The organism is Anaerobacillus alkalidiazotrophicus (assembly GCF_001866055.1).
On the sequence record NZ_MLQS01000014.1, the window covers coordinates 119,598 to 133,628 of the forward strand.

Annotated in this window: 13 protein-coding genes and 1 riboswitch; of the genes, 8 read left to right on the top strand and 5 right to left on the bottom strand. The window is 32.8% G+C overall.

Going from position 1 to position 14,031, the window contains the following annotated elements:
• Positions 1-51 precede the first annotated feature (51 nt).
• Both BKP45_RS09905 and BKP45_RS09910 read right to left on the bottom strand, forming a co-directional pair.
• Entirely contained in the window at positions 52-1,569 is a 1,518-nt protein-coding gene (locus tag BKP45_RS09905; protein WP_071389528.1) for a uracil permease, read from the bottom strand.
• A 43-nt stretch (positions 1,570-1,612) separates the two neighbouring features.
• The gene (locus BKP45_RS09910) at positions 1,613-2,203 is read right to left on the bottom strand and encodes a xanthine phosphoribosyltransferase (RefSeq protein ID WP_071389529.1); all 591 of its coding nucleotides are present in this window, start codon (positions 2,201-2,203) and stop codon (positions 1,613-1,615) included.
• Positions 2,204-2,344: 141 nt separating this feature from the next.
• Positions 2,345-2,446, bottom strand: a riboswitch (purine riboswitch).
• A gap of 597 nt (positions 2,447-3,043) precedes the next feature.
• Between BKP45_RS09910 and BKP45_RS09915 the strand changes: the two genes are divergently transcribed.
• From BKP45_RS09915 to trpB, 4 genes are all read left to right on the top strand, one after another.
• Complete coding sequence (locus BKP45_RS09915) at positions 3,044-3,553, top strand: PTS sugar transporter subunit IIA (protein ID WP_071389530.1); 510 nt, start codon at positions 3,044-3,046, stop codon at positions 3,551-3,553.
• A gap of 64 nt (positions 3,554-3,617) precedes the next feature.
• A complete protein-coding gene (locus BKP45_RS09920; RefSeq protein WP_071389531.1) occupies positions 3,618-4,448 on the top strand; it encodes a PRD domain-containing protein in 831 nt (276 codons plus the stop codon).
• Between the two features lie 603 nt (positions 4,449-5,051).
• Positions 5,052-6,677, top strand: coding sequence for a citramalate synthase (cimA, locus tag BKP45_RS09925; RefSeq protein WP_071389532.1), 1,626 nt, complete (start codon positions 5,052-5,054; stop codon positions 6,675-6,677).
• A 74-nt stretch (positions 6,678-6,751) separates the two neighbouring features.
• The gene (gene trpB / locus BKP45_RS09930) at positions 6,752-7,936 is read left to right on the top strand and encodes a tryptophan synthase subunit beta (RefSeq protein WP_071389533.1); all 1,185 of its coding nucleotides are present in this window, start codon (positions 6,752-6,754) and stop codon (positions 7,934-7,936) included.
• A 74-nt stretch (positions 7,937-8,010) separates the two neighbouring features.
• Here trpB and BKP45_RS09935 read toward each other — a convergent pair whose 3' ends face one another.
• Positions 8,011-8,973, bottom strand: a complete 963-nt coding sequence (locus tag BKP45_RS09935) for a TIGR03943 family putative permease subunit (RefSeq protein ID WP_071389534.1) — start codon at positions 8,971-8,973, stop codon at positions 8,011-8,013.
• Between the two features lie 28 nt (positions 8,974-9,001).
• On the bottom strand, positions 9,002-10,024 hold the full coding sequence (locus tag BKP45_RS09940) for a permease (protein WP_071389535.1): 1,023 nt from the start codon (positions 10,022-10,024) through the stop codon (positions 9,002-9,004).
• A 223-nt stretch (positions 10,025-10,247) separates the two neighbouring features.
• Here BKP45_RS09940 and BKP45_RS09945 point away from each other — a divergent pair, with 223 nt between their 5' ends.
• Entirely contained in the window at positions 10,248-11,270 is a 1,023-nt protein-coding gene (locus BKP45_RS09945; protein WP_071389536.1) for a CobW family GTP-binding protein, read from the top strand.
• 26 nt (positions 11,271-11,296) lie between these two features.
• Here BKP45_RS09945 and uppP read toward each other — a convergent pair whose 3' ends face one another.
• Positions 11,297-12,127 carry an undecaprenyl-diphosphatase UppP gene (uppP, locus tag BKP45_RS09950; RefSeq protein ID WP_071389537.1) on the bottom strand — a complete coding sequence of 277 codons (831 nt, stop codon included), beginning with the start codon at positions 12,125-12,127 and terminating at the stop codon, positions 11,297-11,299.
• A 182-nt stretch (positions 12,128-12,309) separates the two neighbouring features.
• Here uppP and BKP45_RS09955 point away from each other — a divergent pair, with 182 nt between their 5' ends.
• Genes BKP45_RS09955 through BKP45_RS09965 form a run of 3 tightly spaced genes read left to right on the top strand, consistent with a single transcriptional unit; the run spans position 12,310 to position 13,789 of the window.
• The gene (locus tag BKP45_RS09955) at positions 12,310-12,726 is read left to right on the top strand and encodes a fluoride efflux transporter FluC (protein ID WP_071389538.1); all 417 of its coding nucleotides are present in this window, start codon (positions 12,310-12,312) and stop codon (positions 12,724-12,726) included.
• On the top strand, positions 12,726-13,115 hold the full coding sequence (crcB, locus tag BKP45_RS09960) for a fluoride efflux transporter CrcB (protein ID WP_071389539.1): 390 nt from the start codon (positions 12,726-12,728) through the stop codon (positions 13,113-13,115). Before BKP45_RS09955 ends, crcB begins: the two co-directional genes overlap by 1 nt.
• 44 nt (positions 13,116-13,159) lie before the next feature.
• Positions 13,160-13,789, top strand: coding sequence for a TlpA family protein disulfide reductase (locus BKP45_RS09965; RefSeq protein WP_071389540.1), 630 nt, complete (start codon positions 13,160-13,162; stop codon positions 13,787-13,789).
• Positions 13,790-14,031: the final 242 nt, after the last annotated feature.

Below are 14,031 nucleotides of genomic sequence, written 5' to 3' on the forward strand. Positions count from 1 at the left end.
GATTCTGCTCATCGCATTAGCAATGGACAGAATCCGTTTTTTATTTCATTATTAAGCTGCTTTTTTTTCTGACTTTAAATCTTGTCCATTGACATTTGTATGCTTTTTAAAAGCATACATTGAAAAGAAAATTCCAATAAGGATATAACCGAACATATAATCAAAAGCCGCATTTAATGCAAGTGAAGGAGCATGAATTAATCCAACATAAGAAAGCGCAGCACCAATGAAAGAAAATATAGAAGCTTTTTTAAAGTTGTTGTCTATAATGAATACAGTAATCGCACCAAGGATAATTCCTGAGAACATAGCACCTTGTCCTAATGGTACGATGGCACTTGAAAAATTAGCAACTGCTTCTCCCGCAGAATTATTAAAGCGTGTCATAATAAAGTTTGCTAAATAAGGCAGCATTGCTAAGACGACAGCCGGATAATATTTTGTGTCATTCGTTTGAAAAGCAGTAGATACCATAGAAACACCAACAAACACTAATATAGGAGCAACTACTGAGATGGGAATGATTGCTGATAGAGCTGCAATTACCCCGAACATAGCTGCAAATCCGAAAACAATTGCATTTAGAATACTATAGCCACGTCCAGCTCCCATCCATTTTGAACCAATAGATGCGATATAAACTGTAGTTGGGAACATCCCACCAAACAATGCACCGATTACAGTACCAGCACCATCGACAGCTTGACACTCCCGAACGTCATAGCTGTCACCTTCAGCAGCCATTGCTTCAACGTTGTTCATAGTTTCTACTGCATTGTAAATTGTGATTGGTAAAATAACAGCAAGTAAAGCAATCATTGTCCCAAATAATAAACCAATTCCTTCAAATGCAGCAAACGTAGGTAATAAAGGATAAAAACCAAAGTTAGAAAGACCTTCTGATATTTTAGATGATTCTGTATAACCTAGAGAAAATGCTAATACAGTACCGATAACAATGGCAAATAATGATGCTGGGATTTTGAATGGCAACGCTACTTTCCCTATAATACCGACTAAAATAACTGCTAAAACAAATAAACCAATAACAGGCATTTCAAACGTTCTAAATAACATTTCACCAGCGATGAAAGTTAAAGCAACCCCTGCTAGAGCCCCGAGCATTGCTGCACGAGGAATGTTATTTCTCACCCAAGTTCCAGTAAAGCTAATTATAATTTCAATAAATCCACTAATTAAACAAGCTGCAAGAGCAATTTTCCAAGCTAATTCAGGATCACCAGTTAAAGCATTTGCAGGTGCTAAAACCCCGAATAAAAAGACAAACATAACGGGTGTGCTTATACCGTACGAAAGAGCTGTTACATTTGTACGCCCTTCTTTTTGAGCTAAGCGTTTGGCTGAAAAAGCATAGTATAAGTTTCCGACAATTACTGCAACTGCAGCACCAGGTATAACTTTACCAAAGACAATACTTGTAGGAAAACCCATTCCAAGCATTGTAACAGCGATAATTACAAAGTTTGCTAAGTTATTTTGAAATAGTGCAAAGAAAGCATCAGTGTCCTCTTTTTTATACCAAGGATATTGAATTTGATTTGTTGACATTTATTTCTCTCCTTAAAATAGGGTTTAATATTTAATAGAATGATTACTTATTTGCGACCATTTCTTCTATAAAGCCGACTTTCTTATTTTTGAGTGAAGAAATTCGAGCAAGAGATTCTACATGAAATCCAGCCTGTTCTAATTTATCACGTCCAGGTTGAAAGGATTTTTCAATGACAATCCCTATACCTACTACAGTTGCATTAGCTTGCTTTACCAATGAAGTAAGTCCTAATGCAGCTTCACCGTTTGCTAAAAAATCATCAATGATTAGAACCTTGTCACCTTCAACAATAAAATCTTTTGAAACAGTTATTTCGTTTGTTTCATCTTTTGTATAAGAATAAACTTTTGCAGTTAATAAATTTGAACTTAATGTTAATGATTTTTTCTTTCTGGAAAAAATGACAGGAACCCCAAGTTCTAAAGCAGTAGTTAGAGACGGAGCAATACCAGATGATTCTAATGTTAATATTTTTGTAATTTCTTGATTTTTAAACCTTTCAGCAAATTCTTTCCCGATCTCTAAAGTTAGTGCCGGATCAATTTGATGGTTTAAAAATGAATCTACTTTTAACACACCGTCAGAAATAACAACTCCTTTTTCTGAAATGGCTTGTTTTAACCTGTTCATAAATGAAATCCTCCCAATATCAAAAAATAGAAAAAAGCTCGAAATTCTACCGATACCCACAGACAAACTATGAGTGAAAGGTAGAATTTCGAGCTAAATCACCGAAAATTTATAACTATGCTAAAATATAAAAAAATAGCTATAGCTATCCCAATCACTCGTAGTCGAATTATTTAAGGTAATCCGGTAGAAACTTGCAGGCCATATCCCTGCTATTATACGAGAAATATTTAATTACTTCGTGATTATAGCACAAGTTCTTTTATTAGAATAGTACTTTTTCCGAACGTTTTTAATATTAATCGAATTAAATATTCGCATAAATAACAATTAAAGATAGTTTTTCTAAATTTTTACTTATTCTTCGCGCGTATTTTATCTAATATTTCTTTTTTATCATCATCGGTAAAAAATTTAAGCTTGTGTAACAGTTCTGTATAATTGATAAGGCGTTGAAATGGAAATTTTGCTCCCTTATTCATTAATTTGTACACCTCTTTCTGTAAGGCAAAACTTTTGTTTATAATAAACATAATATGATTTGTGTTTTCGTATTGACATCTATAATTGTAAATAGTAAATTTAAAATAATTAGTTTTTTAATAGAGTGAATGTCATAATTACCTAAATGGCGTTACATAAAATTAATGTTGTGGGAAATGCTCTTCATCCAAGAACATTTAGTATTATAATGAAATTCATTAAATAATCTTAGTAAATTTAAATATAGTAGGATTGTTACTGTTTGCAGGCAAAACCTAAATATGCAAAGGAAAAAAATGCCTTTGTGAATTTAGGTTTTTTCTTTTTATATTAACATTTGATAGAGAGGGCGATATTATGTTAAAAAAATTATTTGGTTTAGGAAAAAGTAAAGGTGTAAAAATAGAAAGTGAGAAAATATTTGCTCCATTAACGGGAAAATTATTAAACATTGAGGAAGTTCCTGATCCAACCTTTGCTCAAAAAATGATGGGTGATGGTATTGCAATTGAACCAACAGAGGGGTTAGTAACGTCACCAGTAGAAGGGGAAATTATCCAAGTGTTTCCGACAAAGCATGCAATTGGGATAAAATCTTTAGGTGGTTTAGAAATATTAATTCACATCGGTTTAGAAACAGTTTCAATGAAGGGAGAAGGGTTTACAACTTTTATTAAAGAAGGAGATAAGGTAAAGGTTGGTGATCGCTTAGTTGAGTTTTCTTTAGACTTGGTAAAAGAGAAAGCTTCAAGTATCATTACTCCAATTGTTATTACAAATGGTGAAAGAGTAAATGAATTAACAAAAGAAAACATTACTACAGTAACCGCTAGTAAGACAGAAGTAATTGAGGTAAAATTAAATTAATAAAAAGGTTTAGATGATAAAACGATTTTCTAGTTAGCCAATGAGTTAAAAGGAGAATCATGCAATGAAAATAAAAAAAATTCTGAATAACAATGCTGTAATTGTTCAAGAAGGTACCATTGAAAAAATTGTGATAGGTCCTGGAGTTGCTTTTCAAAAGAAAAAAAATGATATTATTTCTAAAAATAACGTAGAAAAAGTGTTTGTGATGGAAGACAATGATGATTATGAAAAGTTTCAAGAAATATTGTGTACACTTCCAATAGAACATATAAAAATAGCTGAAGAAGTCATTAGTTATGCAGAAGGAGCACTAATGACTCCTTTAAATGATCATATTCATGTAGCATTAACAGATCATCTTTCTTTTGCCTTTGAGAGGCTTAAACAAGGATTTGTAATAAAAAATAAATTACTTCAAGAAATTAAAGCGTTATATCCAGAAGAGTTTGAAGTTGGTTTATGGGCAAAAAAAACAATAAATGAACGTTTGAATATTGAGATACCTGATGATGAAGTCGGTTATATAGCGCTACACATACATACTGCTAAAATGAATCGTAAAAGTCTTAAACCTTCCTTAGATGTAACTAGCTTTGTTAATGATGTTATTGGTTTAATAGAATCCGAATTCAATATTTCGATTCATGGAAAATCAATTGCATATCAACGGTTGTTAACTCATTTACGTTTTGCATTTCAAAGAATTCAGGAAAAAGAACCATTTCATGATATAGACGAAGAGATGCTTGAAGTGATTAAGAAAAAACATAAAAAAGCTTTTAATACAGCTGAAAAAATAGGCAATTTAATTAAGGAAGTATATCAGTTTGATTTACCGATATCTGAACAAGCGTACATTGCATTACACATACAGCGACTTTCAGAAAAATAATGATCAGAAGAGGGCGAACCCTCTTCTTTTTCTATATATTCATTATTTATCCCACTCTTAAGGGGCAAGTAAGACCCCACCTCAAAACTTAAGAAAATCGAGAAGTTTAGGTGGGGGATAAACTGCCCCTAAAGGTCCGATATAGAATAACTTTCATCAGTGAAGCTGATGATTAGTTATTCTTATGCCCGTGGTATAAGTTGAACTAACAATCAGTGGGGGATGAAGGAAAACCCCACTGATTGAAGTTCAGCTTTATGTGGCTCTTTTTAAATAATAATGAATTCACGTATTTACTATAGAAGACTTTAATATATTTTTGTGAATAGTCATTTTCTTTTTTATAATAAGTGAAGTTTTCTATATTTTTTATTTTTTCAGAAAATATATAGAAATAATAAAAAAGCTATGATATACTTTTATGCATTATTAGGAAGAAATCTAACAATGAAAATCATTAAAGACACGGAAATATGACTTTTAAAACTTAAGATAAACTAAAGACTTCAACAAATTAAAGTGAGTACTAATAATTGTTATTAAGGAAATAGTTGTTATTTGGAAAAGTCTTATTTTTAATTATTTTGAATTGGAGGAATTAGCTTGAGAGAACAAGTTTTTCTCTATGATACAACTTTACGCGATGGAACTCAGGGTGAAGGCATAAGCTTATCTGTAGATGACAAAATAAAGATTGTAAAAAAGTTGGATGAAATTGGAGTTCATTATATAGAAGGCGGTTGGCCGGGAAGTAACCCAAAAGATATGGAATTTTTTCAAAAAGTCCAAGATCTTCAACTTAGTCATTCTAAAATAACAGCTTTTGGAAGCACACGAAGGATAGGTGTTAAAGCAAAAGAAGATGAAAATCTTCAGAAGTTAATTGAAAGTGGTGTTAAAGTAGTTGCAATTTTTGGTAAAACGTGGGATTTCCAAGTGATTGAGGCTCTAAAAACAACATTAGAAGAAAATCTTGATATGATTAGGGACTCTGTAGCTTATTTAAAAGAAAATGGTCTTGAAGTTATTTTTGATGCTGAACACTTTTTTGATGGATATAAACAAAATAAAGAGTACGCTCTCAAAGCTATTAAGGTAGCTGAAGAAGCAGGAGCTGACTGTATAGCACTTTGTGATACAAACGGTGGAACTCTTCCCCATGAAATATATAAAATTGTTAAAACTATATGTACTAAAATAAATATACAGATAGGGATTCATTGTCATAATGATGGTGAAGTAGCCGTTGCAAATTCCCTATCTGCAGTTCAAGCGGGTGCTAGACACGTTCAAGGAACGATTAATGGTTATGGAGAACGATGTGGGAATGCAAATTTAATTTCTGTTATCCCAAATTTACAGGTAAAACTTAATTACGAGTGTGTAAAGAAAGAAAACTTAAGTAACTTAACTTCTATATCAAAATATGTTCATGAAGTTGCTAACCAGGCTGCACCAAGTAATCAGCCATTTGTTGGGAAAAGTGCTTTCGCACATAAAGGTGGAATGCATGTTAGCGCTGTTTTAAAGCATCCTGAAACGTATGAACATATTAAGCCTGAACTAATAGGGAATAGTAGGCGTGTTCTCGTTTCTGAACTTTCAGGGCAAAGTAACTTAATGTTTAAAGCTAAAGAGTGGAACTATTCGATTGATAAAAAAGATCCTAATTCTAAATTGCTCCTTGAAAAAATTAAAGAAAAAGAGCATGAAGGCTATCAATACGAAGCTGCTGAGGCTTCATTTGAACTTTTAGTGAAAAAGAGTTTTAGTGAATGGAAAGAATACTTTTTATTAGATTATTATAAGATCTTTGTTGAAAAAAATGGAGAAGATATTTTTTCTACAGAAGCTGTAGTCAAGCTTTGTGTGCATGATGAAATGGTATTAACAGCTGCAGAGGGGAACGGCCCTGTCAATGCGCTTGACCATGCTCTTCGTAAAGGTCTAGAACAATTTTATCCAATTATTAAAAATATGTATTTATCTGACTATAAAGTTCGAGTTCTTGATGAAACAGAAGCAACAGCCTCAAAGGTTCGAGTTTTAATTGAATCTTCTGATGGAACAGAGAAATGGAGTACTATAGGTGTATCTGGAAATATAATAAAAGCTAGTTGGCTAGCTTTAGTAGACAGTGTTCAATATTATCTAATGAAAAATGATAATTTAATAAAGGTAGTATCCAATAAGAAAGAAGAACAATTTATTGGGTTAAACAATCATTAATATAAACAACATTGAATTTTTCAGAATTGATTGATAATATGAAGTTAGTTTATTAGATGAAGGGATGAGAAGAGATGAGTAAAGTTGAGACGGTAAAAGTTGAGAAGAGTGAAAAGGGATATTTTGGTGAATTTGGTGGAAGCTTTGTTCCTCCACAACTTCAGCCAGTATTAGATCGTTTAGAAGAAGCCTTTGAAGCATACAAAGATGAACCAGAATTTAATAAAGAATATCTTTATTATATGAAAGAATATGTTGGTAGAGAAAACCCGCTAACTTTTGCTCAGCGTTTAACTCAAAAATTAGGTGGAGCAAAGATTTATTTAAAACGTGAGGATTTAAATCATACAGGTGCTCATAAGATTAATAATGTCATTGGGCAGATTCTTCTTGCCAAGAGGATGGGAGCACATCGCATTATTGCCGAAACTGGAGCGGGGCAACATGGTGTAGCAACAGCAACTGCATGCGCAATGCTTGGTATGGAATGTATCATTTATATGGGCGCAGAAGACACAAGAAGGCAAGCTCTAAACGTCTTTCGTATGGAACTTTTAGGAGCAAAAGTCGTTGCAGTTCATAAAGGTCAAGGTCGACTAAAAGATGCCGTTGATGAGGCATTAAATGATTTGATTGAAAATTATGAGAATACGTTTTATTTATTAGGTTCGGCTGTTGGTCCACATCCTTACCCATCTATTGTTAGACATTTCCAAGCTATAATTAGTAAAGAGTCAAAACGTCAAATTTTAGAAAAAGAAGGTAGACTACCAGATATGGTTGTAGCATGTGCTGGTGGTGGTAGCAATGCCATTGGTGCATTCAGTGAATATATTCCGGAAAAATCAGTTCGGTTAGTTGGTGTAGAACCTAAGGAAGCAGCGAGTTTAACGAAGGGTACACCTGGTGTTTTACACGGTTTCAAATGTTTAGTTCTGCAAGATGAAGAAGGTAATCCGTTACCTACACATTCTATTTCTGCAGGCCTTGATTACCCAGGTATCGGTCCTGAACATAGTCACTTAAAAGTAAGTGGTCGTGCCGAATATTATGCGGTATCAAAAGAGGAAGTGTTAGAAGCTTTTCAGGAGTTAGCGCGTACTGAGGGAATTATCCCAGCTTTAGAAAGTGCTCACGCTATTGCATATGTAATTAAGATTGCTCCAAAGCTTAAGGAAGACCAAATTATAATCGTGAATATTTCAGGTCGTGGTGATAAAGACGTTAATGAAGTTGCGTTACTGCTACAAGACCAGTAGAATAGCAAGAAAAGCGCAAGCGCCTTGGTCACGAGCTCCAGGCGCTTTGCGTAATTCATTTTATCCATAGGTTTTCATCGGAAACTTGGGTAAACATAAGGTGAATCTGGTTCATCTATGATAGTTATTTCCCTTAACATAATGACAGGTAGTTCATATCCATGATACTCAGTTTTATTAATAGTTCCTCTTACTCTTACCCATGTATCATTTGGATAAAGGTAAGCTTCTTCGGTTTCGACTAACGTACCATACACCCCGGCATCAGCAGTACAACATGTCATAGAAAATCTAGCTACTACAAGTTGATTATCTTCAAAATCTTGTTCTCTGAACACAAACCCCATAATTTCTAATTCTTTTCCAATGAAGTTTTCTAAATGCAAATCAAGTAAAGTCATAACATCTAAATAATTTTTATCAGTAACTTTTATAACCGTCTCACCATGTAAATCAGTTAATAAGTTATCATAGTACTCATTGAACCATTCTTCGTCGTAAAAATCCTCGATTTGGTAATGCTCAATTTCATCAATTGTTTCATAATCTTCTATACTTGCTAGATAACCTTCAGGATCATTTAGAAATTGATCAGTTCTAGGTGTACTAGATTGACCGTCTTCAATGTTTGTTGTTGGATTGGCTAAGTTAATACCTGATCCATAAATAATGCCCCTATTTGCTGCGACAGAGCTGTTTAATGCTTGGTCTGGAATCGTAAACCCCATCAATAGTGGTAAAATAAAAATAGAATAAACAAGTAATCTTACCCAACGTGGTCCGGATATTTGATGGTCTAACCCACAATCACAATCAATTTCTTCTTCTGATTTTCCTCTTTTTGTACTTCTAAAAATTTGAATAATTCCTAAAAGGAAAAACACAACAAGAGAAAAATAAATAAAAGGCATCATTTTAGGTGCAATATAGTACTTCATATTGTCAGTGATAATGTATCCTAAAATTAGTAGGGCAAAACCGAAGAGGATAATTCCTCGAATATACGCATGAAACCCCAAATCACCTTTGTCGTTCATTGGCTTTTAGCCCCTCTCTATAAGAATATTATAAAATAAAAAAGTGTAATAATAATACTGATCCGAAAACAAATACAGTTACAGTAGTTATAAATGCCAAAACAAATTTAATTTTGAAGAATGCTAGAAGCATAATCGTATTTTTTAAATCTATCATCGGTCCATAAACTAGGAAGGCAATAATGGAACTAGTCGTAAAGTTATTGGAAAAGGATGCTGCAACGAAGGCATCTGCTTCAGAGCATAAAGATAATACGTATGCAAAAGCCATCATAACAAATGTTGACGAATATTCATTTGAACCTAGTGCTTGTAAAATACTTCTATCTAAAAACGTTTGAAATAGAGCTGCGATAAAGGCTCCAGCAATTAAATATTTTCCCATCATAAAAAATTCATCGGCAGCGTGATACATTGTTTGTTTAATGCGATTAGTTTTTTTCGTTGGTGTAATAACATTTGAAACTTGTTTACCTAGTAATTCTTCTTTACTCCATTTTAATTGGTCATTATTTTTTCTGAATAAAAAGTAAATAACTGCTCCAATAATGATAGCGAGAATGAAAGCTAATCCCATCCTGGAATATAATACACTTGGATTATTTCGAAATGCATAATAAGTTGAAGCAAATACTACAGGATTTAGGATAGGAGCCCCTACTAGGAATACGACACCAACATGTAGTGGCATTCCTTTTTTTATTAGCCTTCTTACAACAGGAACAATTGCACACTCGCATATTGGAAAAATTGCACCGAGAACAGCCGCAGGAAAAAGTGCTGCTATTGCATTTTTAGGTAGATATTTTTGGATAGTATCCTCAGAGACATATATTTGAATTAATGCAGAAACAAATACCCCTAACAAAATAAATGGAAAAGCCTCAATTATAATACTAATAAAAATAGTATTTACATTTACTAGACTATCTGGCAAGGTAGTCGTATCTTTAATTCTCTCAATGTTAAAAAATAAGAGTAAAAACACTAGTAATAAAGCTACACCGAGTAAATCTTTTACTAGGGCTGTCATAGACTCTTTAACGTTCATAATGATGTACTCCTTAGTTAATAAATTATGTAAGAGAGCTATATCAATAAAACTCAAACATTTTACATTCGTTTTAATAGTTTACCATAAAACAATAAGTACATGACAAACCTTTTTATTCCTATAGTTAATAGAGGATGGTAGTTAAATAGTAATCATTCCTATTTGAGTTTTTTGCCTTCGTATGCTAAGTTAAAGTTAACTTTTATTTACGGAGGAGACTATGAAGAAAAGAGTTCCTACTTATATTATCACAGGGTTTCTTGGTAGTGGTAAAACAACAGTTTTACAGCATTTACTTAATTATTGTAGAGAAAATAAATTAAAACCTGCTATTGTTATTAATGAAATAGGGGAAACAAATGTTGAGGAACATTTGTTTAAGGATGATCACGTATTAGAAATGCTTAACGGATGTATTTGTTGTTCGATACAAAGTGACTTTACTAAGGAATTACACACTTTTATTACTAGTTTAAGTGATAATGCTGTACCTGATATTATTTTAATAGAGGGGACAGGTATAGCTAATCCGATAGAAATAGTAGATGCCCTTACAGATCCGCTGTTAATAGATAAGATTGATTTGTTTTCGGTAATTAATGTAATAGATGGAAGTAAGTATTTGGAGTACCAAAGTATTTTTTCTAGCACGAGAGAAGTGCGTAGTATATTAAAATCACAAATTTCTATAAGTTCATTTATTATTTTAAATAAAATGGATTTAATAAATCATAAGTATACTGATAAGACTAGAAGAAAAGTAGAAGAACTTAAAAAAGGGAACACACCAGTTATAGAAACTAGCTATGGAGAAGTGAATATTCAAGAAATGTTGGAAAAACGGGTTCAAATTCATCGATCTCATGATAAAATGAATCTTCTAAGTTCAAGAAAATGCGGTTGTAATCATAATCACACTTGTGATCAACATGCAAAAGTTCACCATAACCATTCATTTCAAGCTATTAAAATTGATATAAACCGACCGATTGATCGGATCGATTTTGAAAAGTGGTTAAAAAAATTACCGAAAACAATGGTTCGAGGAAAAGGTATTGTAAATTTAACAGAAACTGCGGGGCTATTTCAGTTCCAATATTCATCTAATCAGTTGAATATGATGAGAGTAAAAGAAGATTTAAATACAGAACCTTGCTTGATATTAATTGGAGTAGATCTTGATAGCAAGGCTATTGAAAAATCCTTTTACGAAAAATTCATTAAAAAAGAGAGGCTGACGTAAAAGTTAGCCTCTCTTCCTTTAGGTTATTAAATATCGATAATTGTTGTAGCATCAAGGAAAAAGTAAACAAAAATTGCAGCAGCAAAACAGTAGATAGCAAAATAAATTAGTTTACTTCTTTTTAAGAAATCAATCAGCCAAACAATTCCTATCCAAGAAAAGATAAAAGTAGTAATGAATGAGACAATTAAAGCAGGTGTGCCAATTGCGGCAAATATTTCACTACTAACATCACCTACTGCTAGTACAGTGGATCCTAAAATGACTGGAATAACAAGTAAAAATGAATAACGTACAGCTGTATCTCGTTCTAGACCTACTAAAAGCGCAGTGATTAATGTGGCACCTGAACGAGAAATTCCAGGTAATACAGCCAATGTTTGCCCTAACCCTACGACAATGGCATCAAAAAAGTTCATATCTTTTTCAGTACGTGCTCCGTACTGGTGAACTCTTTCTATGAAAATTAATCCTAATCCAGTAACGATTAAAGCACCTGCTATATAAGGTGGAGTTTTCATTGAATCTCCTACAAAATCTTTTAGAAGCATACCTAAAACCCCAGTGATTACTGTTGCTATAAGAATATAAATTCCAAAGAAAAATTGAATTCGATTTTTCTTTGATCTTGTCTTAAAATAGCTAAAGAAGCCGATAATAACCTCGATTAAATCTTTTCTGAAGTAAATCATAACTGCAAACACTGATGCGATGTGTAAATAAATTTCAAATGTTAAACCAGGAAATGGTGTTCCTAAAATAAGTTGGGTAATAACAATATGAGCTGTACTAGATATCGGCAAAAACTCTGTTAAGCCTTGTACAATTCCAAAAATGATAGCTTCAATGATAGACATAAGTGTCTCCTTCCAATTAATTAGTAACAAAATAACTGTTACTAATTCTAGCAAATGTGATAGATTTTATAAAGAGAAAATTTAATAGTAAAGTATAAAGATAATATTATTACATATCTTTGAAACTCATTAAAACTTTCATTATACTTTCGTTTAAAAAGAAATTAGAAAAGAGTGGTGTTATGAAAAAAATACAAATACTGACCTTTCTTGCTATTGGATGTGGGGGAGCTATAGGGACCGTGTTTCGCTACACAATTAACATTCAAACTGTATCACTACTATTTCCATTAGGCACATTATTAGAGAATTTAGTTGGTAGCTTGTTATTAGGATTTTTAACTGGATGGATTGTAAATATGAAATTAAGCGATATTGTAAAAACAGGTTTGGGTGTAGGTTTTTGCGGTGGGTTTACAACAATGTCTACTTTAGCTGCAGATATATATAGCCTATTTATTCACTCTTCACCATTTTTAGTGATCTTATATATGGGTACCTCAATTTTTGGTGGGGTAGCACTTGCATTTTTAGGATTTATTCTTGGGGAACATATAAGTTTGTACTATAGAAACACTAAAAAAGAAGGTGAAATGTAATGAACTCAACATTAGTAATGCTAGGTGGTGCTGTTGGAGCTATGCTCCGTTATGCGCTAGGATTAATTTTAATGAAAAGATTTCCTCATCCACCTATTCCGATCGCAATGTTATTTGTAAACATTATTGGTTCAGTTGGTCTTGGGTTATTTTTAGGAGTTCTTTTTTCAAAAAGTGTTAACCCTGATATTTATGAAGAACCGCTATTTTTATTAGTAGGCCTCGGTTTTTTTGGTGCCTTTACTACTTTTTCTACATTTAGTGTAGAAAGTATGCAATTGTTAAGAGATGGAAAAATAAAAAAAGCATGTATTTATGTATTCTTTTCTATATCGTTATCTATAGCGTTTTTTGCTATTGGTTTTTGGTTCACTTTAAGTTTTATTTAACTTTTGGAGGAATTGATTAGACTACTATTTAAGGAGGAACGTTCGTGTCAAAAAATCGTATTGTTAGTTTTTCTATAGCACTAGTTGCTTTTGTATTTATTGTATATGTATTTGTTGAAAATCTATCTGACGGTGGGTTTCAGTTCACAAGTGGTGGGAGAGAGCAAGTTAATGATATAAATCAAATGAAGACGTCATCTATCCCAAATGGCGAAATTGGTTTGCAACAAGGAATGTATGCACCAGATTTCACATTACCTGTATGGGGAACAGATGAGGAAAAGTCATTATCATCATTTCATGGGCAAATCGTTGTACTAAACCTATGGGCTTCTTGGTGTCCACCTTGTCGAGATGAGATGCCTGACTTGATTAAGTTGTCTGAAGAATATAAAGATCAGGGCGTTCAAGTGCTAGGGATGAATATGGCGACATTCGAGAGTAGTGAAGAGGTCATTAAACAATTTATTGAAGAATACAATATCTCATTTCCTAACTTTTTAGATCAACCAATTGATACGTCCAATCAAAGGGGTGTAATAGAAACCTTATATCAAGTGAGATCTATTCCTGTCACTTACATTTTAGATGAAGAGGGCCGAATTGTTATTCCGATAAGAGGAAAGGTGAATTATGAGATGCTAGAGTCAGAATTGAAAAAGATTCTTGATTAATGTGGGGCTGGGACAAAACCACCTCTTAGATGAAAAAAGCCGGTGAAATTTTACGACGAGTAAAATTTCACCGGCTTTGATTATTTTTAATAAAAATAAGGACCACTTCTGATAAAATAAAGTTACCATACCAAATTTCAACAGAAAGAAGGGTCCTTATGTTTAAAGATTATAACATGAACCAATTAGTTTTGCCTTTAGATTTAGAAGTAAAATTACAAAAAAATGATATTGCCTTCCAT

Bases quoted from the DNA above. Each gene is read 5' to 3' on its own strand.
- BKP45_RS09905 (WP_071389528.1), bottom strand. From the start codon at position 1,569: ATGTCAACAAATCAAATTCAATATCCTTGGTATAAAAAAGAGGACACT.
- BKP45_RS09910 (WP_071389529.1), bottom strand. From the start codon at position 2,203: ATGAACAGGTTAAAACAAGCCATTTCAGAAAAAGGAGTTGTTATTTCT.
- BKP45_RS09915 (WP_071389530.1), top strand. From the start codon at position 3,044: ATGTTAAAAAAATTATTTGGTTTAGGAAAAAGTAAAGGTGTAAAAATA.
- BKP45_RS09920 (WP_071389531.1), top strand. From the start codon at position 3,618: ATGAAAATAAAAAAAATTCTGAATAACAATGCTGTAATTGTTCAAGAA.
- trpB (WP_071389533.1), top strand. From the start codon at position 6,752: ATGAGTAAAGTTGAGACGGTAAAAGTTGAGAAGAGTGAAAAGGGATAT.
- BKP45_RS09935 (WP_071389534.1), bottom strand. From the start codon at position 8,973: ATGAACGACAAAGGTGATTTGGGGTTTCATGCGTATATTCGAGGAATT.
- BKP45_RS09940 (WP_071389535.1), bottom strand. From the start codon at position 10,024: ATGAACGTTAAAGAGTCTATGACAGCCCTAGTAAAAGATTTACTCGGT.
- BKP45_RS09945 (WP_071389536.1), top strand. From the start codon at position 10,248: ATGAAGAAAAGAGTTCCTACTTATATTATCACAGGGTTTCTTGGTAGT.
- uppP (WP_071389537.1), bottom strand. From the start codon at position 12,127: ATGTCTATCATTGAAGCTATCATTTTTGGAATTGTACAAGGCTTAACA.
- BKP45_RS09955 (WP_071389538.1), top strand. From the start codon at position 12,310: ATGAAAAAAATACAAATACTGACCTTTCTTGCTATTGGATGTGGGGGA.
- crcB (WP_071389539.1), top strand. From the start codon at position 12,726: ATGAACTCAACATTAGTAATGCTAGGTGGTGCTGTTGGAGCTATGCTC.